We start from the raw sequence: 18001 nt of genomic DNA on the forward strand, positions 1-18001 counted from the left end.
AATTGTGTACAAATGTACACAACCTTGCTAATGTTGTCTTCCCTCTTCTTATTTTGACGTGATCTATGACCGTAAATTCTTCACGTAATGCATTGAAACGCCGAACCTGGGCGCTGTTTATGTTCTTCTTTTTGCCGGGCCTGTTAATGGCGTCCTGGGCAACTCGTACACCTGCTATCCGCGATATTCTTTCTGTTTCGATCGCTGAAATGGGCGGAGTCCTCTTTGGTCTGTCGATCGGTTCAATGAGCGGTATTCTCTGCTCGGCGTGGTTAGTGAAACGCTTTGGGACGCGTAATGTCATCCTGGTCACGATGTCCTGCGCATTGATCGGGATGATGATATTAAGTCTGGCACTCTGGCTGACATCGCCCCTGCTCTTTGCCGTTGGTCTCGGCGTCTTTGGGGCAAGTTTTGGTTCTGCAGAAGTGGCGATAAACGTTGAAGGTGCCGCCGTTGAGCGAGAAATGAATAAGACGGTTTTGCCGATGATGCACGGTTTTTATAGCCTGGGCACGCTGGCAGGCGCTGGTGTCGGGATGGCACTGACGGCCTTTGGCGTTCCGGCAACGGTGCACATTTTATTGGCGGCGCTGGTAGGCATCGCGCCTATTTATATCGCCATTCAGGCAATCCCTGACGGTACGGGCAAAAATGCTGCCGATGGCACCCAGCATGGTGAAAAAGGCGTACCTTTTTATCGCGATATCCAGTTGCTGCTGATTGGTGTCGTGGTTCTGGCGATGGCCTTTGCCGAAGGTTCTGCCAACGACTGGTTACCCTTATTAATGGTTGACGGTCACGGTTTTAGCCCTACTTCCGGCTCGCTGATTTATGCCGGTTTTACCCTGGGGATGACTGTTGGACGCTTTACCGGCGGTTGGTTCATCGACCGTTATAGTCGCGTTGCCGTGGTTCGGGCCAGTGCACTGATGGGAGCGTTGGGTATTGGGCTGATTATTTTTGTCGATAGCGCCTGGGTCGCTGGGGTGTCTGTTGTACTTTGGGGACTGGGTGCCTCGCTGGGCTTCCCGCTGACCATTTCTGCCGCCAGCGATACCGGCCCCGATGCACCGACCCGCGTCAGCGTGGTAGCAACGACCGGTTATCTGGCTTTCCTCGTCGGGCCGCCGCTGCTGGGCTATCTCGGCGAACATTATGGATTACGTAGTGCAATGCTGGTTGTACTGGCGCTGGTTATTCTTGCGGCTATTGTCGCGAAAGCCGTCGCCAAACCCAATACCAAAACGCAGACGGCGATGGAGAATAGTTGATGAGCATTAAATTAATTGCGGTAGACATGGATGGTACTTTCTTAAGCGATCAAAAAACCTATAACCGTGAGCGGTTTATGGCTCAGTATCAGCAGATGAAAGCACAAGGCATTCGCTTTGTGGTCGCCAGCGGGAATCAATATTATCAGTTGATCTCTTTCTTCCCTGAAATTGCTAATGAAATTGCCTTTGTGGCTGAAAACGGCGGTTGGGTTGTAAGCGAAGGCAAAGATGTTTTTAATGGCGAGCTGTCGAAGGATGCGTTTGCTACTGTGGTGGAACATTTACTGACGCGCCCAGAAGTGGAAATTATTGCCTGCGGAAAAAATAGCGCCTATACCCTCAAAAAATATGACGATGCCATGAAAACGGTGGCGGAAATGTATTATCACCGTCTGGAATACGTCGATAACTTTGATAATTTAGAAGATATCTTCTTTAAGTTTGGCCTGAATCTTTCCGATGAACTGATTCCACAAGTGCAAAAAGCATTACATGAGACCATCGGCGATATTATGGTGCCGGTCCACACCGGCAACGGCAGCATCGATCTGATTATCCCCGGCGTACATAAAGCGAATGGCCTGCGCCAACTTCAGAAATTATGGGGAATAGACGACAGCGAAGTGGTGGTCTTCGGCGATGGTGGTAACGATATTGAGATGCTGCGTCAGGCAGGCTTTAGTTTTGCGATGGAAAATGCCGGCAGCGCGGTCGTCGCAGCGGCAAAATACCGGGCAGGCTCCAATAATCATGAAGGTGTACTGGATGTGATCGATAAAGTTCTTAAACACGAAGCGCCTTTTGATCAATAAAAACGGTAGCACGCCCGGCAACACAAAGCCTGAATGAAGGCTGCATAATTCGCAGAAATTAACCCGCTGCATTATTTCAGGCGAAATGATTATGAGAAATTGTCTACTGTTGGGCGCGCTTTTAATGGGCTTTACTGGTGTGGCGATGGCGCAAAGTGTCACCGTCGATGTGCCGAGTGGATACAAAGTGGTTGTGGTCCCTGATTCAGTCAGCGTTCCACAAGCAGTCAGCGTCGCGACTGTGCCGCAAACCGTCTATGTGGCTCCTGCGCCAGCTCCGGCTTACCGCCCGCATCCGTATGTTCGCCATCTTGCCAGCGTAGGTGAAGGGATGGTTATCGAACACCAGATTGATGACCATCACCATTAATTTGAAAATGCCTGATTGCTTTGCGCAACCAGGCATTTTTTTACCCTTCGTGCGAATTACCCATCTGTTTATCTTTTAAAAAGATAACCATCAGCAGCAGCCACAAAATCCCGTTGGCAAGGTTGAAGAGATTAAACAGGCCGTTGCCCCCATTCAGCCAGGCATGTTTGCTGATTTCAATACCGACGGTAAAAATAAGCATTTGCAACATTCCCATCGCCGCAGAAACCGTACCTTTACTCATATCGCTGGCAAACAGGGTCAATCGCACCAATCCCGCATTCGCCAGGCCAATACCGAAAGCATAAATACTTAACCCGGCGGTCATCCACAAATACGCGTGCGATGAGATAACCGTTGCCGCAGCAGCGACCAACAGGCCAATCATAATCGGCCAGCCGCCCATAATAATCAACGAACGTACGGTGCGGCGCGAGGTCAGACGCGCTAGCAGCAAGTTACCCGCAATTAATGCCCCGAAAATAGGCACTTGCAGCAAGCCATATTCATAGCTACTCAACTGCTCGCCGGTAATGATGATAATCGGCGACTGGGCGATCCACGCCAGCAACGGCAGGCTAACAAAACCCAGCGCCAGTGCCCCTGCCACAAAGCGACCGTTCTTCAGCACCAGCTTATAGTCACGACCGAGTTCTTTCAGCGACAGTTTCTCGCCTATACGCGTGGCGGTTTCAGGCATGGCGCGTTGCAGACCGAAAAAGGAGATCGCTGCCAATGAGGCAAACAAGACGAACATCCCTTCCCAGGGCAGCACATGGATCCACGCCGCGCCCACCAGCGGACCAAGTAGCGGAGCAATCAGCGCCACGTTCGCCATCAGCGCGGTGATCTTGATACAAACCGCCTCTTCGAAGGACTCCTGAATTGCGGCGTAACCCACAGCGCCAATGAAACAGAGGCTTATGCCCTGCAAGAAGCGCAACAGCGTGAATTGTTCAATGTTTTGCGCCAGTAATATCGCCAGACAAGTGATGATAAACCACACTACTCCCGCCAGCATCACCGGACGGCGACCAATACGATCCGACAGTGGTCCCAGCAGCCACTGTAAAAACATCCCGCCCGCCAGATACGCGGTCATCGAAGTAGGAACCCAATCAATGCCCGCCTGATATTGTTCCACCACGGCCAACATACCGGGTTGAATCATATCGTTGCCGATATAGGTTGAAAATTCGTAAAGCACCAGACAGAGAGGGAAAAGTAACGCCTGACGTCCAAGCCTGGCACCGGAAGCTAATCTATTTTGCATGCAATTTCTTCGCCAATAATAATCGCGCAAAGTTTAATAAAAGCGCAGCTAACGAGAAAGCGAATTTTGTAGCTGAAACTTCGGTTAAGCACATTCTTACATTATTGCGAGTATAGCTACGCTTTCTTTAAGTTTTATTTAACCTATGCTCGTTACAATCAGCCACCGTAAACAGGGCCGCTTGAGGGAAATAAGACGATGCCGCTTTACCCAGTTTAACCTGCACTTTATTCTCAACGACTTGCCTGTATTGGCTCCCTTTTAATCACTTTGCGTCGGGAAGTTATGCTGGAAAATTTGAATCTCTCTCTATTCTCTCTTATTAACGCGACGCCAGACTCGGCTCCGTGGATGATCTCGTTGGCGATTTTTATTGCTAAAGATTTGATTACCGTGGTGCCGCTGCTGGCCGCAGTACTTTGGTTGTGGGGGCTTACAGCACAACGGCAACTGGTGATAAAAATCGCTATCGCGCTGGCGGTCAGCCTGTTTGTGTCCTGGACGATGGGGCATCTTTTTCCGCACGACCGACCCTTTGTCGAGAATATCGGCTATAACTTCCTGCATCATGCGGCGGATGACTCATTCCCGAGCGATCATGGTACGGTAATTTTCACCTTTGCACTGGCATTTTTATGCTGGCATCGCCTGTGGTCCGGTTCCCTTTTAATGGTACTGGCTGTTGTCATTGCCTGGTCGCGCGTTTATCTTGGCGTGCACTGGCCGCTGGATATGCTCGGTGGATTGCTGGCAGGTATGATTGGCTGCCTTAGCGCTCAGATTATCTGGCAAGCGATGGGGCATAAACTCTATCAACGTCTGCAATCGTGGTATCGTTTCTGTTTTGCATTACCGATCCGCAAAGGCTGGGTGCGTGACTGATCTCTGCTAAAAAGTGTAGTATTGAGCGGCTCGCTTCAATAACTATTCAGAGGGATTATGGAAACACGTCGCGAAGAGCGTATCGGGCAGCTGCTGCAAGAATTAAAACGCAGCGATAAGTTACATCTTAAAGACGCCGCCGCCCTGCTTGGGGTTTCGGAGATGACGATTCGTCGCGATCTGAACAACCACAGTGCGCCCGTCGTTTTGCTCGGCGGCTATATTGTTCTGGAACCGCGCAGCGCCAGCCATTACCTGTTAAGCGATCAAAAATCCCGCCTGGTGGAAGAAAAACGCCGGGCGGCAAAACTGGCTGCGACGCTGGTAGAACCCGATCAGACCCTCTTTTTTGACTGTGGCACCACCACACCGTGGATTATTGAAGCGATTGATAATGAAATCCCTTTCACCGCCGTTTGTTATTCGCTAAATACCTTTCTGGCACTGAAAGAGAAACCTCATTGCCGCGCGTTTCTTTGCGGTGGTGAATTTCACGCCAGCAACGCCATTTTCAAACCCATCGATTTTCAGCAAACGCTGAATAATTTTTGCCCGGATATCGCTTTTTATTCCGCGGCGGGGGTGCATGTCAGTAAGGGCGCTACCTGTTTTAATCTTGAAGAGTTGCCGGTAAAACACTGGGCCATGTCGATGGCGCAAAAGCATGTGCTGGTTGTCGACCACAGTAAATTTGGCAAGGTGCGTCCGGCACGCATGGGTGACCTGAAACGCTTTGATATTGTAGTGAGCGATTGTTGCCCGGAAGATGAGTATGTGAAGTACGCGCAGACGCAGCGTATTAAGTTGATGTATTAACAACGAATAACCGGATGACGTTTCGCGCCATCCGGTTATCAGAAGATTAAGAGAACCAGCTGCCGAACCACTGATGGAATTTCATCATCACGAAATCCCACATCCGACCAAAGAATCCGCCCTCTTCCACATTTTCCATCACGATCAGCGGACGCTGCTCAATGGATTTACCGTTAAGCTGGAAATCAATGGTGCCGACAACCTGACCTTTTTTCAGCGGTGCGGTAAGCTGCGGTTCCGTTAACGTATAACTCGCTTTCAGGTTTTTCAGCTGCCCACGCGGTATGGTCACGGATCCCGCTTCGCCTGCCCCGAGATTCACTTCGCTCTTATCACCAAACCAGACGCGCTGAGTCACAAAGGTGGCATCAGGTTTAATTGGCGTCACGGTTTCAAAGAAGCGGAAACCCCAGGTCAATAATTTCTCAGACTCATTAAAACGGATACGGTCAGTTTTCGCCCCCAGCACTACGGAGATTAAACGCATATCGCCCTGGGTAGCCGAAGCAACCAGATTATATCCCGCGCCTGCCGTGGTTCCTGTCTTCATGCCATCAACATTCAGATTGCTGCTCCATAGCAGACGGTTACGGTTAGGCTGACGAATTTTGTTGAAGGTGAACTCTTTCTCTTTATGAATGGCGTACTCTTCTGGCACATCGTGGATCAATGCTTTACCCAGCAATGCCATATCGCGCGCGGTACTGAACTGCCCCGGCGCATCCAGACCGTGCACCGTCTGGAAGGTCGTGTTGGTCAGCCCCAGTTTTTTGGCATAACCATTCATCAAACCAATAAATGACTCCTGGCTCCCGGCAACGTAATCAGCCAGCGCAATACAGGCGTCATTACCGGACTGGATAATCACGCCTTTGTTCAAGTCTGCCACCGAAACCTGATCGCCTGGTTTGAGGAACATTACCGACGAACCACGCAGTGCCGGGTTTCCCGTCGCCCAGGCATCTTTACCGACCGTCACCATATCGGTGAGTTTAATCTTATCGGCCTTAAGCGCCTGCCCAACCACATAGCTGGTCATGATTTTAGTCAGGCTCGCGGGGTCCAGTTTCTCATCCGCATTGCCTTCTGCCAGCACTTTACCGCTGGCGTAATCCATTAAAATCCATGCACGCGCATCCACGCTCGGCGCTTCAACGGTTTGTTCCGCCGCGAATGCCGTTGGGGCAAAAAGGAATAAAAATGCAGAACCCGCTGCAAGACCACGAAGGAGAGAGGAGTATTGCGTCATAAATGCCACCCGAGTATCCATTCAAAAAAAATACGTTATATCACCGTATGATAAGTTCGGTGATTAATAACGCACACACAAACTTAAAGAAACCGTAAGTTGGTAAAGTTTTTAAAGTTTATGCAATATCCTGCCGCTTCGCTGCTTCTGCCGTCATTTTTTTGCCAGCTGTTGCTTAAAAGTTAACTTTACTTCACCATCAAAGTCCTGTTCAGCCTGTGGCTGCCTGTCGGAAAAGGGGTAAGTATGATTACGCTGTGGGGTCGGAATAATTCAACCAACGTAAAAAAAGTATTGCTGACGCTCGAAGAACTGGAACTACCTTATGAGCAAATTCTCGCGGGCCGTGAGTTTGGGGTAAACCACGATGCTGATTTTCTGGCGATGAACCCTAACGGGCTGGTGCCGTTGTTGCGTGACGACGAAAGTGATCTCATCCTTTGGGAATCAAATGCCATTGTCCGCTATCTGGCGGCACAGTATGGGCAAAACCGCCTGTGGATCGACTCACCGGCACGCCGTGCAGAAGCGGAAAAATGGATGGACTGGGCAAACCAGACGCTCAGTAATGCCCACCGCGGGATCCTGATGGGATTAGTCAGAACACCACCGGAAGAGCGCGATCAGGCCGCCATTGATGCCAGTTGCAAAGAGTGCGACGCCCTTTTTGCCCTGCTCGATGCGGAACTGGCAAAAGTAAAATGGTTCTCTGGCGACGAGTTTGGTGTGGGCGATATCGCTATCGCTCCGTTCATCTACAATTTGTTTAATGTTGGCCTGACCTGGACACCGCGTCCAAATCTGCAACGCTGGTATCAGCAACTCACTGAACGCCCCGCAGTGCGCAAAGTGGTGATGATCCCCGTTAGCTAATTGCGTGGGCTAACTTTAAGTAATTCCCCACTGGACTCGTCGGTGAGAACGTATAAATAACCGTCGGGTCCAGTACGAACATCACGAATTCGCTGCCCTCTGTCCGTTAAAATACGGCCATCTTCTGTCACTTTGTCGCCGTTGACGCTCATCACAATGACATCTTTATCTTTCAGCGCGCCAATAAATAATTTTTGCTGCCACTGGGGGAATTTATCGCTGTTATAGAAGGCCATGCCGCTCACGGCGGGCGAATCTTTCCAGTAAAAAATAGGTTGCTCGGTCCCGGCGACGATCTCCCCTTTCGCTTCCGGTATTTTAAAGCCTGAATAATTGATTCCCCAGGTTGCCAGCGGCCAGCCGTAGTTTTTGCCTTTTTGCGGGATATTAATTTCATCACCACCGCGTGGGCCATGTTCATTCAGCCACAGTGCATTACTCCACGGATTCATCGCCATTCCTTGCGGGTTACGAATACCATAAGACCAGATCTCGGCGCGTGCATCGGATCTCCTGGCAAAAGGATTATCATCCGGGATCTCGCCCTGGTCAGTAAGACGCACCAATTTGCCCTGTAATTTATCCAGATCCTGCGCCGTCGGGCGCTGATTGTTTTCGCCCAGAGCAATAAAAAGATAACCTTTACCGTCGAATACCAGCCGCCCGCCAAAATGGTTGCCGGTAGACAGTTTTGGCATCTGGCGAAAGACGGTGCGGAAGTCGGTCACTTTTGAGAGATCATCACTTAAGCGGCCATAACCCACAGCAGTTCCGGCTTTGCCATCATCGCCAACTTCGGAATAACTTAACCAGATGCGGCGCGACTGGGCAAAATCAGGCGCTAAAACCACGTCCAGCAGACCGCCCTGCCCGTGCGCCCAAACGTCCGGCACTCCGGAAAGCGGCGCAGATAATCCTTTTCCTGCTTGCCAGTGACGCAACTCGCCGCCGCGCAGAGTGATTAACATACCGTGATTATCGGGTAAAAAGGCCAGCGCCCAAGGGTGATCGAGTTTGTCTTGCAGTACTTCGACATTTACCGTTGCAGGAGCTGCCCAGAGAGCAGAAGAAAGACAGATAAGGGGCACAAGGAAAAAGGATTGTCTCTGCATAACGCCTCCAGATTGACTCTGGCTTAAAGCGTAGTCAGTGGAGGAGATAACAAATTCATTTTTACAAAAACTTAAACATGAAGGGGGAGACGCTTTCTCCCCCTTAGTTTTCAGGCCTTCTCAAGCATGGCGTGCTTCTGCAGGCTCTGGATACTCAGCGTTAAGCTCATCAGACAATTTTCAAGCTTATCGGCGTTGACGGTAATAACAGTCGGGCAATCATGGTGCCCACTCATCAAACATACTGCGGCTGTCGCTAATGCTTCTTCAGCATGATGAAGAGCACTCCACTCTTCCTGATCCAGATGAAGATTCAACCGCAGCGATTGATCGTGCAGTTCGCGATTCAGTTTAAAAAAGTTATCTCGTAGATGATTGCTTTCGCTGACGGACATGTATCCTTTTGCCTTCCTCAGTTGCACGTATGCGGCGAGGTCAACGCGTGCGTCGATCAACCGGTTCAGCAGGTCGATTCGCTGTCTGTCAACGAACATACTTCGCTCCTCCTCTTTCCAGCCTTGTTGCAATTAAATAGTATGGCTATTTTTTGAGCAAAATGCTGTCCAGGATCAATTCTTCACGCCGAATTAACAAAATTTACATTTCCTTCGCCTCCGCCAGCGAATGAGATTGCGATACAAATTTTATCCAGAACTCTGTAGAATCCCTGCCCTGACCTTTCCTGTAACTGAATATTTTTTAAGCTATGAGCAAAGTAACTCCCCAGCCGAAAATCGGCTTTGTTTCCCTTGGCTGTCCGAAAAACCTTGTCGATTCAGAGCGTATTCTCACCGAACTACGCACCGAAGGTTATGACGTGGTACCGAGCTATGACGATGCGGACATGGTGATCGTCAATACCTGCGGCTTTATTGACAGCGCGGTACAAGAATCACTGGAAGCCATTGGCGAAGCGTTGAATGAAAACGGCAAGGTAATTGTGACCGGTTGTCTGGGGGCGAAAGAAGATCAGATCCGCGAAGTCCACCCGAAAGTGCTGGAAATCACCGGGCCTCATAGCTATGAGCAGGTTCTGGAGCACGTTCATCACTACGTGCCAAAACCGAAACACAACCCGTTCCTGAGCCTGGTGCCAGAACAAGGTGTCAAACTGACGCCGCGTCATTATGCCTATCTGAAAATTTCTGAAGGCTGTAACCACCGCTGCACCTTCTGCATTATTCCGTCTATGCGCGGCGATCTGGTGAGCCGTCCGATTGGCGAAGTGTTAAGTGAAGCGAAACGACTGGTTGATGCGGGCGTTAAAGAGATTCTGGTGATCTCGCAGGATACTTCCGCCTATGGCGTCGATGTTAAACATCGTACTGGCTTCCACAACGGCGAGCCGGTAAAAACCAGCATGGTCAGCCTGTGTGAACAGTTATCGAAACTGGGGATCTGGACACGTCTGCACTACGTTTACCCTTATCCACACGTGGACGACGTCATCCCACTGATGGCGGAAGGCAAAATCCTGCCGTATCTGGATATCCCGTTGCAACACGCAAGCCCGCGCATTCTCAAACTGATGAAGCGTCCGGGTTCTGTAGATCGCCAACTGGCGCGCATCAAACAGTGGCGCGAAATCTGCCCGGAACTGACCCTGCGCTCAACCTTTATTGTCGGCTTCCCTGGCGAGACAGAAGAAGATTTCCAGATGCTACTCGATTTCCTGAAAGAAGCACGTCTGGATCGCGTTGGCTGCTTTAAATACAGCCCGGTTGAAGGCGCAGATGCCAATGCCCTGCCTGACCAGGTTCCGGAAGAAGTGAAAGAAGAACGCTGGAACCGTTTCATGCAGCTACAGCAGCAGATTTCCGCCGAGCGCCTGCAGGAGAAAGTGGGCCGTGAAATTCTGGTGATTATCGACGAAGTGGACGAAGAAGGTGCGATTGGCCGCAGCATGGCAGATGCACCAGAAATCGACGGCGCGGTTTATCTCAATGGTGAAACTAACGTTAAGCCGGGTGATATCTTGCGAGTGAAAGTCGAGCACGCCGATGAGTACGATTTGTGGGGTAGCCGGGTTTAATTAATTCAGGCAGGGCAACATCATTTGCCCTGCCTGCTAATAATGATTACTGCCAGCTAATCTGCGCCCTGCCGTTTTTCTTACTCTTATACAGCCGCTCATCCGCCAGCATTTTCAAACGTTCAACGGTGGTACATTCATTTGAATGCGCTACGCCGATACTGGTGCTCAAGTTAATACTCCCCACCTGGAAATGGACGATTTCTTTTAGAATCGATAGCAACTCCTCCAGCGTTCCGCCAGTATAAATCACCGCAAATTCGTCACCGCCGAAGCGGTAGACTTTACCTTTATCTACCGGGATTTGTGATTTAAGGATTTTCACCACTTTCATCAACACTTCATCGCCCAGCAAATGACCGAAGGTGTCGTTAATGTTTTTGAATTTATCGACATCAAAAAGACACAGATAGCCCCCTTTTTCCGGCAGGGCTTTTAAATCTTCATCAAAGGATTTTCTGCCCATTGCTTTGGTCAGGTCGTCCAGAAACGCCGAGTTATACATACTGTAGAGTTTTTTGACATCGGCAGCCGAGAAGAAAAGCCCACCGTCCAGGACGCGTTCAAAATGGTTATTAATAATGGCTTCTTTCTCCACAATGCCACGATTAATCACTCTGCGCACCAGATAAAGGCAGCTAGCACCCGATATCACTGCCACCAATGCAGCAAAGAAAATAATCAACATACATACCTGAAAATAAACGTCTTTTTTATACGAAAATACGTACAATCCGGTCGGCAAATAGGCGAAGTGCTCCATTGCTTCCGAAACGGTGAAGATGGCGTTTTTAGCATTATATTCATCACCGGTCACCGGTTTACCGTTCTTAAACAGAGAGAACATCAGGTTCTCGCTATCCATCGCCAGCGATTTTGACAGTAAAGAAAAACGCTCCAGACCAAGCAAAAATATCAGACTGCGATTGTGAGTTACCGGATAGAGGTAATAGACGAAGGTTTTACCGTCAAAAGAGATAAACCCTGTATTTTTGACATGTCGATACTTAACAACCTGCATAATATCTGCACAATAATTTTTCTCGAACTCCTTTACCTGAATACATTCGTCACTGGAAATCAGATAAGGACCGACATCGTACAAATAAGAGGGTGAAACCGAGTCGGCGTAAGCTGTGCGCAAGCCAACCAACAGCTGTTCCTCCGTGGGATTTAGCGTGTTGATGAGATCAATTGCCACGCTACGCCGATATTCAGCAATATTTGCCACCGCAAAAGCAGTATCAATAACGGACTGTTTCAGGCTATACACCCGTTCCTTTACCATTTGAGTGTAGATCCCGCAGGCAACTGCTGAAATCATGATAAAAATCAGCAGACTGACTGTAAGTACGAACTTATTGATTCTGGACATACGTAAACTACTCTTTTACTAATTTTCCACTTTTATCCCAGGCGGAGAACGGCATGGGTTTCTGGTACAGATACCCCTGAGCCTGAACACATCCTAATTTGATTAATTCGCGCGCAACGTCTTCGCTCTCTACGCCTTCCGCAATCACCGGGATCCGGTTATAGCGTGCCAGATCGAAAATAATGCGCACAATTTTCCCCGCAGTACCGAAAATATCGCCGGTAAATTGCGAGTCCACTTTTATACTGTCTGGATTAATTTCATAAAAACGTTTCAGGTTTGACAAACCGGTGCCAAAGTCATCAATCGATATCCGTACCCCTTGTTTACGCAGTTGTTCAATATTGAGATAAAAATGTTCATTAATTCGCTCGATCACAGTTTCAGTGATCTCAACACAGAGGCTGTTCGCCTTCAGGCCATTTTCTTTCATGATGGTGGTAAAACGCTCATGAAAGTGTGGTTCGTTTAACTGCCAGGGCGAAACATTAATATGCAGTAAGAAACCGTCCTTCAGCGACGCACGCTGACTAAAATGTCTGAATTCACCCATTGCCGTTTTAATAATCTGATAACCTAGCTCATTGATAAACCCGATATCTTCAGCAATGGTAATGAACTTCAGCGGTGAAATGATCCCCCGCTCCGCAGACACCCAACGGCACAACGCCTCCGCGCCCAGAATGGCGTGGGTGTTAATATCAACAATCGGTTGATAGACCAGGAATAGTTCGCCAATTTCCATTGCATGGCGAATATTACGCGCAATCCAGATATTCTCTTCTATTTCGTTGAGTTTCGCGTCATCACAGAAAATAAACTCTGAGAACATATGGTCACGGATGCTGGAAATCGCCAGTTTCAGTTTTTCTGCGTAACTCCAGGCGTTTTCTCCCTGCAAAGGTTCACAAATAGCAGACTTATGGATGCGCAGATTGCGGTAGCCAAAGCTGCTGTCAAAATCGTTTATCGTCGCTATCTTACGGGTAAACGTCTGGACATTTTCCCGGCACAGGAGTAAATAAAGATCGGCATTGAATGTCACGATATCGCAGCATTGCGCATATTTCTCGGCAATTCGCTGACACAATTTCCTGACGATTTTATTGCGTTCATCAACACCAAACACCGCTTCCACGGCTTCCAGACCACACAGTTTGATGATCCCCACAGCCAGATACTGATTATTGTTTGACTCAATAATCGCCATATTTTTAATAAAACCGCTTTCCTGATCGTAAGAGATCAGTGAGAGCAATTTATTTGACCGTTCAATTTCGGCATCTTTCATTTCCGCGATCGAATTTTTGATGCTGATAATCTCTTTCGCATCGCCTTCGCGAATTTTCAGAGCCTCGATTTGATCCGTTGAGTCGGGCAAAAATGCCAGCGTATTAACCAGCTCGGTCATTTCAGAAAATTGCCGACGGAACACACGAGTGGTCATTAAATAAACCACCAGCAATACGATAATAATGAAAGCAAACGGCAGATAAAAAAGTTTATCTGATGCGTTCAATAAATTACCGCCAGGATAATAAAAATAGATTTCGAATAATGCGTTGTTTGGCACCGCTGATGTTTTTTCGATATATTCAGTATCGACAGAATCAATAATATTATAATTGCCTTCGCTATTATAAATAATCAGTTTTTCACGAGCGAGTTGATTCTTGGCAATGATCTCATGGCCTTGTTTCAAAAATAGAACTTCATCATTAGCGCTGATTTGATCAAGATACTCGTTCAGATATCGCCAGTTTAAATCGACATGAATTTTATCCACCACTAACAAATCGTGATCTTTGCCGTTGATGCGTAGCGTAAAAGAGATACATTTTTTACCCGGACGATCAAAGCAATTGTATGCCGGATTCCAGCTGTTGTTAGAGTCATCTGAAGCCACAGACCACGGTCGTTTCGATGGGTTAAAATCGGCAAAAATAACCCGCCCTGACTCGTCGACAAGCGGTCCATTTACTTGTTCCTGATGATAAACAGCGATTTTATCATTTGCCCTCCGCGAAAAGAGATAATATTTATTATCATCAAGTACCAGTCCCACCGAGTCTAAAAATGGCATCATTTCCATTTTAAGGATCACAGCGCGTTGAATCTCCTCTGTATTTTTTAATAAATACAGTGAGTCCTTTAATGTCAGGGCCGAACGTTCAATATCTTTAAAGAAATAGCCAACGTTTTTCTGAATAAGTTCAAAGCGGCTATCGGCACGTTTTACCGCGCGTTCCGATACCAGTTGATAGTTAATGATGAAAAAAAGACCAATAAATGACAGCGCTGCCAATAAAAATAAAATTATCAACCTTATTTTTATCTTTTCGTATAAACTCAGCATGTTAATACATTTAACAAAATAACTATCTGAACGCCGTGCCGCTGCAAAAACAGTCCCTTGCTGCGGCTTTTTAACCAAATTACCCGATTCTACAAAATCAGCAGAAAGTTACAACACTTGCTTAGGGCAATAATTTCCTGTGAGGTGATTACCCTTTCAAGCAATATTCAAACGTAACTATCCTTTAATTTTCGGATCCAGCGCATCGCGTAAACCATCCCCCAGCAAATTGAACGCCAGTACGGTCAAAAAAATAGCCAGGGCCGGAAAAACAGCGACATGCGGCGCGATAACCATATCCGCTCGAGCCTCATTGAGCATCGCTCCCCACTCTGGTGTCGGCGGCTGCGCACCGAGGCCGAGAAATGACAGGCTGGCGGCAGAGATAATCGAGGTGCCGATGCGCATGGTGAAAAACACCACGATAGAAGAGACGGTCCCAGGCAAGATATGACGCAATAAAATGGTCATATCGCTGGCACCAATACTGCGTGCTGACTCAATAAAGGTTTGCCGTTTCAACACCAGCGTGTTGCCGCGCACCAGGCGGGCAAACGCGGGGATGGAAAAAATGGCAACGGCGATAATCACGTTAGCGATGCCGCTTCCCAACACCGCAACAACAGCGATGGCCAGCAAAATACCCGGGAAGGCAAACAGCACATCGCAAATGCGCATGATCAGCCGATCCCACCAGCCTTCATAATATCCCGCCAGCAAGCCCAGCAACGTCCCGATCGCCGCACCGATAAACACGGCAAACACGCCCGCCGCCAGCGAGATTTGCGCACCAACCAGGACACGGCTGAAAATGTCGCGTCCCAGTGAATCGACGCCAAACCAGTGCTGCAAAGAAGGTCCGTTATTCAGATTGTCATAATCGAAAAAATTTTCGGCGTCATAGGGGGCGATCCAGCGTGCAAAAATGGCCACCACAATCAATAAAATGACGAATAATGCGGCGGCCATCGCCATATGCTGATGGCGAAATCGTCGCCAGAATTCATGCCACGGTGTACGTACCTGGTCAGGTTTAACCAATGGCATGGCGTTTAACACCGCCTGACGTCGCCAGTTAAATAGTCGCATCCTTACTTGTACCTGATAGCCGGGTTAATGGCGGCATAAAGCACATCCACCACTAAGTTGATAAGAATAAATTCCAGCGAGAAAAGCAGAATTTCCGCCTGAATCACCGGGTAATCGCGCATTTCTACGGAGTCGACGAGTAAGCGTCCAAGTCCGGGCCAGTTGAAGACTTTCTCCACCACAATGGAACCACCGAGTAAAAAGCCAAACTGTAAGCCCATCATGGTCACTACCGGGATCATCGCATTGCGTAACCCGTGTTTGAGGATGACCCAGGTTTCGCTCACCCCTTTCGCCCTCGCGGTACGCATATAATCTTCGCTTAAGACGTCGACAAACGATGCGCGGGTAAAGCGCGCCATCACGGCTGCCACTGCCGCGCCGAGCGTCAAGGAGGGTAAAATGTAGTGCTGCCAACTGTCTGCTCCTACGGTGGGTAACCAGCCAAGTTCAACTGAGAAAACCTGAATCAACAGTATTCCTAACGCAAATGCCGGGAATGAAATCCCTGATACCGCGATAGTCATACTTAATCGATCCGGCCAACGGTTACGCCAGACAGCGGCGATAATACCAGCCCCCATGCCGAACAGCACCGCCCAGGTCATACTGGTAATAGTCAACCATAGAGTAGGCATGAAGCGGCTGGCAATCTCATTGGCAACGGGACGACGCGACACCATCGACAGGCCAAAATCGCCCTGTACGGCATTGGTGATATAGTGCCAGAACTGGTGATACAGTGGCTTATCCAACCCCAGTTGCTGACGCACCAGCTCGATGACCTGCGCATCGGCTTCTGGTCCGGCAATCAATCGCGCTGGATCGCCGGGCAGCATATGAACAAACAAAAACACCAGCACCGAGACGATAAACAGCGTCGGAATCAACCCCAGTAAGCGTTTGATAACGTAATTAAGCATTCCACTCCCTGCGTTGCTTATTGCAAATCCGCGTCTTCAAAGCTGAAACCGGTGTCTGGCATGATCCAAAAACCGGTCAGGTTTTTACTGTGTGCCGACACCAATTTTTCTACCACCAGCGGGATCCACGGCGACTCTTGCCAGATGATATCCTGCGCCGCCTTATATAAACGGGTCTTTTCTGCCGGATCATTAGTTTTCAGTGCCTGAGCCAGGAAGTCATCCACCTGTTTATTGCTGTAAAACGCGGTATTAAACAGCGTCGGTGGCCAGTTCTGCGAGGCAAACAGCGGCGATAGTGCCCAGTCAGCTTCGCCGGTTGAAGCCGACCAGCCAGTGTAGAACATCCGCACGCCGCTCTCTTTTTGCCCTTTACCTTCAACTTCTGCCGCCCGCTGCCCGGCATCCATCGCAGTCACCTGGGCTTTAATCCCCACCTGCGCTAACTGCTGCTGGGTAAATTGCAGCACTTTCTGCGCGGTGCTGTGGTTATGTGACGACCACAGCGTGGTGCTGAAACCGTTGGGATATCCCGCCTCTTTCAGTAATTCGCGCGCTTTCACTGGATCGTAAGGCCACGGTTTATAACTTTGCGCGTAGGCGATACTCGGCGGTACCACACCAGTAGCTGGCGTTGCATAGCCCGCGAAGGCTACTTTCACCAGCGCCGGGCGGTTAATGGCGTAATTCAGCGCCTCACGGACCTTCGGGTTATCGAACGGCTTTTGCGTCACGTTCATACTGATATAACGCTGCATAATTGACGGACTGGCCATCAACTCGATATTTTTGTTTTTCTCCAGCAGTGCGGCCTGCTCGTAGGGAATGGGGAAAGCAAACTGCGCTTCACCGGTTTGCAGCATTGCCGCACGGGTGTTGTTATCCGCCACCGGACGCCAGGTTATGCTGTCCAGTTTGGGCAATCCTGGCTGCCAGTACCCCGCGAATTTTTTCACCTTCACAAAATCGGTCTGATTCCAGGTATCCAGTTCATACGGTCCGGTGCCAACCGGATGAAAACCAATCTCCTTGCCATATTTTTCCAGCGCTGCCGGTGAAATCATCGCGGTCGCCGGATGGGCAAGAATATTAATAAACGCTGAAAACGGCTGTTTGAGGGTAATCTTTACCGTTGTCGGATCGATCGCTTCCGTTTTGGCAATATTCTTATACAGGTTATAGCGTTTAAGATGATTCGCCGGATCGCTGGCCCGGTCCAGATTCGCTTTTACCGCCGCTGCGTTGAAATCGGTGCCATCCTGGAATTTAATTCCTTCCCGCAGTTTCACGGTGTAAGTAAGGCCGTCAGCGGAAACGGTATAACTCTCCGCCAGCACGTTTTTCAGTTTCATCTCTTTATCGAGACCGAACAGCCCCTGGTAAAACGATTTCGCTACGGCCTGAGATAACGTGTCATTCGCGTCATATGGATCGAGCGTGGTGAAGTTCGATCCTACCGCCACCACCACATCTTTGGCAGCGAATGCACAAGATGCCATCAACGCTGTCGCAATGCTCAGCGCCACTAACCCACTACGGTGTACAGCTCTTGCCATTTTATT

16 protein-coding genes are annotated in these 18001 nt (G+C 49.1%); 7 read left to right on the top strand and 9 right to left on the bottom strand.

The window, feature by feature from the left end; all coding sequences use genetic code 11:
- The first annotated feature begins 65 nt into the window (after positions 1-65).
- The 3 genes from AACU19_RS08840 (at position 66) to ybjH (ending at position 2459) form a co-directional block, all read left to right on the top strand.
- Positions 66-1274 carry an MFS transporter gene (locus tag AACU19_RS08840; RefSeq protein WP_000217860.1) on the top strand — a complete coding sequence of 403 codons (1209 nt, stop codon included), beginning with the start codon at positions 66-68 and terminating at the stop codon, positions 1272-1274.
- Positions 1274-2089, top strand: a complete 816-nt coding sequence (gene ybjI / locus AACU19_RS08845) for a 5-amino-6-(5-phospho-D-ribitylamino)uracil phosphatase (RefSeq protein ID WP_001353328.1) — start codon at positions 1274-1276, stop codon at positions 2087-2089. Before AACU19_RS08840 ends, ybjI begins: the two co-directional genes overlap by 1 nt.
- Before the next feature lie 85 nt (positions 2090-2174).
- Complete coding sequence (ybjH, locus tag AACU19_RS08850) at positions 2175-2459, top strand: protein YbjH (protein WP_000605918.1); 285 nt, start codon at positions 2175-2177, stop codon at positions 2457-2459.
- Positions 2460-2499: 40 nt separating this feature from the next.
- On the opposite strand, the gene mdfA is transcribed toward ybjH, so the two are convergent.
- Positions 2500-3732 (bottom strand): multidrug efflux MFS transporter MdfA, encoded by a 1233-nt coding sequence (gene mdfA, locus AACU19_RS08855; protein WP_001353329.1) that lies wholly within the window; start codon positions 3730-3732, stop codon positions 2500-2502.
- A gap of 285 nt (positions 3733-4017) precedes the next feature.
- On the opposite strand from mdfA, the gene ybjG reads away from it, so the two are divergent.
- A complete protein-coding gene (gene ybjG / locus AACU19_RS08860) occupies positions 4018-4614 on the top strand; it encodes an undecaprenyl-diphosphate phosphatase (RefSeq protein WP_000892317.1) in 597 nt (198 codons plus the stop codon).
- Between the two features lie 57 nt (positions 4615-4671).
- A complete protein-coding gene (gene deoR, locus AACU19_RS08865) occupies positions 4672-5430 on the top strand; it encodes a DNA-binding transcriptional repressor DeoR (RefSeq protein WP_000450121.1) in 759 nt (252 codons plus the stop codon).
- A 46-nt stretch (positions 5431-5476) separates the two neighbouring features.
- On the opposite strand, the gene dacC is transcribed toward deoR, so the two are convergent.
- A complete protein-coding gene (dacC, locus tag AACU19_RS08870) occupies positions 5477-6679 on the bottom strand; it encodes a serine-type D-Ala-D-Ala carboxypeptidase (protein ID WP_000195961.1) in 1203 nt (400 codons plus the stop codon).
- Positions 6680-6925: 246 nt separating this feature from the next.
- Here dacC and gstB point away from each other — a divergent pair, with 246 nt between their 5' ends.
- Positions 6926-7552, top strand: coding sequence for a glutathione S-transferase GstB (gstB, locus tag AACU19_RS08875; RefSeq protein ID WP_000631897.1), 627 nt, complete (start codon positions 6926-6928; stop codon positions 7550-7552).
- Here the strand turns inward: gstB and yliI are convergent.
- Both yliI and bssR read right to left on the bottom strand, forming a co-directional pair.
- A complete protein-coding gene (gene yliI, locus AACU19_RS08880) occupies positions 7549-8664 on the bottom strand; it encodes an aldose sugar dehydrogenase YliI (RefSeq protein ID WP_105278107.1) in 1116 nt (371 codons plus the stop codon). The two genes, gstB and yliI, sit on opposite strands and share 4 nt — an antisense overlap.
- Before the next feature lie 110 nt (positions 8665-8774).
- Entirely contained in the window at positions 8775-9158 is a 384-nt protein-coding gene (gene bssR, locus AACU19_RS08885; RefSeq protein WP_105278108.1) for a biofilm formation regulator BssR, read from the bottom strand.
- Between the two features lie 212 nt (positions 9159-9370).
- Here bssR and rimO point away from each other — a divergent pair, with 212 nt between their 5' ends.
- Complete coding sequence (gene rimO, locus AACU19_RS08890; RefSeq protein WP_000049367.1) at positions 9371-10696, top strand: 30S ribosomal protein S12 methylthiotransferase RimO; 1326 nt, start codon at positions 9371-9373, stop codon at positions 10694-10696.
- Between the two features lie 46 nt (positions 10697-10742).
- On the opposite strand, the gene AACU19_RS08895 is transcribed toward rimO, so the two are convergent.
- The 5 genes from AACU19_RS08895 to gsiB all read right to left on the bottom strand — a co-directional run bounded on the left by AACU19_RS08895 (position 10743) and on the right by gsiB (position 17995).
- Complete coding sequence (locus AACU19_RS08895) at positions 10743-12071, bottom strand: GGDEF domain-containing protein (RefSeq protein ID WP_105278109.1); 1329 nt, start codon at positions 12069-12071, stop codon at positions 10743-10745.
- A gap of 7 nt (positions 12072-12078) precedes the next feature.
- Positions 12079-14427 carry a sensor domain-containing phosphodiesterase gene (locus tag AACU19_RS08900; RefSeq protein WP_105278110.1) on the bottom strand — a complete coding sequence of 783 codons (2349 nt, stop codon included), beginning with the start codon at positions 14425-14427 and terminating at the stop codon, positions 12079-12081.
- A gap of 177 nt (positions 14428-14604) precedes the next feature.
- Positions 14605-15516 carry a glutathione ABC transporter permease GsiD gene (gene gsiD, locus AACU19_RS08905; protein ID WP_105278111.1) on the bottom strand — a complete coding sequence of 304 codons (912 nt, stop codon included), beginning with the start codon at positions 15514-15516 and terminating at the stop codon, positions 14605-14607.
- Positions 15517-15518: 2 nt separating this feature from the next.
- The gene (gene gsiC, locus AACU19_RS08910) at positions 15519-16439 is read right to left on the bottom strand and encodes a glutathione ABC transporter permease GsiC (protein ID WP_000936027.1); all 921 of its coding nucleotides are present in this window, start codon (positions 16437-16439) and stop codon (positions 15519-15521) included.
- Between the two features lie 17 nt (positions 16440-16456).
- Positions 16457-17995 (bottom strand): glutathione ABC transporter substrate-binding protein GsiB, encoded by a 1539-nt coding sequence (gsiB, locus tag AACU19_RS08915; protein ID WP_105278112.1) that lies wholly within the window; start codon positions 17993-17995, stop codon positions 16457-16459.
- Between the last annotated feature and the right edge of the window lie 6 nt (positions 17996-18001).

The sequence above is a fragment of the Escherichia sp. MOD1-EC4550 genome (genome assembly GCF_963876935.1).
Taxonomy (GTDB): domain Bacteria; phylum Pseudomonadota; class Gammaproteobacteria; order Enterobacterales; family Enterobacteriaceae; genus Escherichia; species Escherichia coli_F.

What these genes read in the sequence shown, in the direction of transcription:
- gsiC (WP_000936027.1), bottom strand. Translation starts at nt 16,439, where the DNA reads ATGCTTAATTACGTTATCAAACGCTTACTGGGGTTGATTCCGACGCTG.
- gsiD (WP_105278111.1), bottom strand. Translation starts at nt 15,516, where the DNA reads ATGCGACTATTTAACTGGCGACGTCAGGCGGTGTTAAACGCCATGCCA.
- ybjI (WP_001353328.1), top strand. Translation starts at nt 1,274, where the DNA reads ATGAGCATTAAATTAATTGCGGTAGACATGGATGGTACTTTCTTAAGC.
- bssR (WP_105278108.1), bottom strand. Translation starts at nt 9,158, where the DNA reads ATGTTCGTTGACAGACAGCGAATCGACCTGCTGAACCGGTTGATCGAC.
- AACU19_RS08900 (WP_105278110.1), bottom strand. Translation starts at nt 14,427, where the DNA reads ATGCTGAGTTTATACGAAAAGATAAAAATAAGGTTGATAATTTTATTT.
- dacC (WP_000195961.1), bottom strand. Translation starts at nt 6,679, where the DNA reads ATGACGCAATACTCCTCTCTCCTTCGTGGTCTTGCAGCGGGTTCTGCA.
- deoR (WP_000450121.1), top strand. Translation starts at nt 4,672, where the DNA reads ATGGAAACACGTCGCGAAGAGCGTATCGGGCAGCTGCTGCAAGAATTA.
- gstB (WP_000631897.1), top strand. Translation starts at nt 6,926, where the DNA reads ATGATTACGCTGTGGGGTCGGAATAATTCAACCAACGTAAAAAAAGTA.
- ybjH (WP_000605918.1), top strand. Translation starts at nt 2,175, where the DNA reads ATGATTATGAGAAATTGTCTACTGTTGGGCGCGCTTTTAATGGGCTTT.
- mdfA (WP_001353329.1), bottom strand. Translation starts at nt 3,732, where the DNA reads ATGCAAAATAGATTAGCTTCCGGTGCCAGGCTTGGACGTCAGGCGTTA.
- rimO (WP_000049367.1), top strand. Translation starts at nt 9,371, where the DNA reads ATGAGCAAAGTAACTCCCCAGCCGAAAATCGGCTTTGTTTCCCTTGGC.
- AACU19_RS08895 (WP_105278109.1), bottom strand. Translation starts at nt 12,071, where the DNA reads ATGTCCAGAATCAATAAGTTCGTACTTACAGTCAGTCTGCTGATTTTT.
- ybjG (WP_000892317.1), top strand. Translation starts at nt 4,018, where the DNA reads ATGCTGGAAAATTTGAATCTCTCTCTATTCTCTCTTATTAACGCGACG.
- yliI (WP_105278107.1), bottom strand. Translation starts at nt 8,664, where the DNA reads ATGCAGAGACAATCCTTTTTCCTTGTGCCCCTTATCTGTCTTTCTTCT.
- gsiB (WP_105278112.1), bottom strand. Translation starts at nt 17,995, where the DNA reads ATGGCAAGAGCTGTACACCGTAGTGGGTTAGTGGCGCTGAGCATTGCG.
- AACU19_RS08840 (WP_000217860.1), top strand. Translation starts at nt 66, where the DNA reads ATGACCGTAAATTCTTCACGTAATGCATTGAAACGCCGAACCTGGGCG.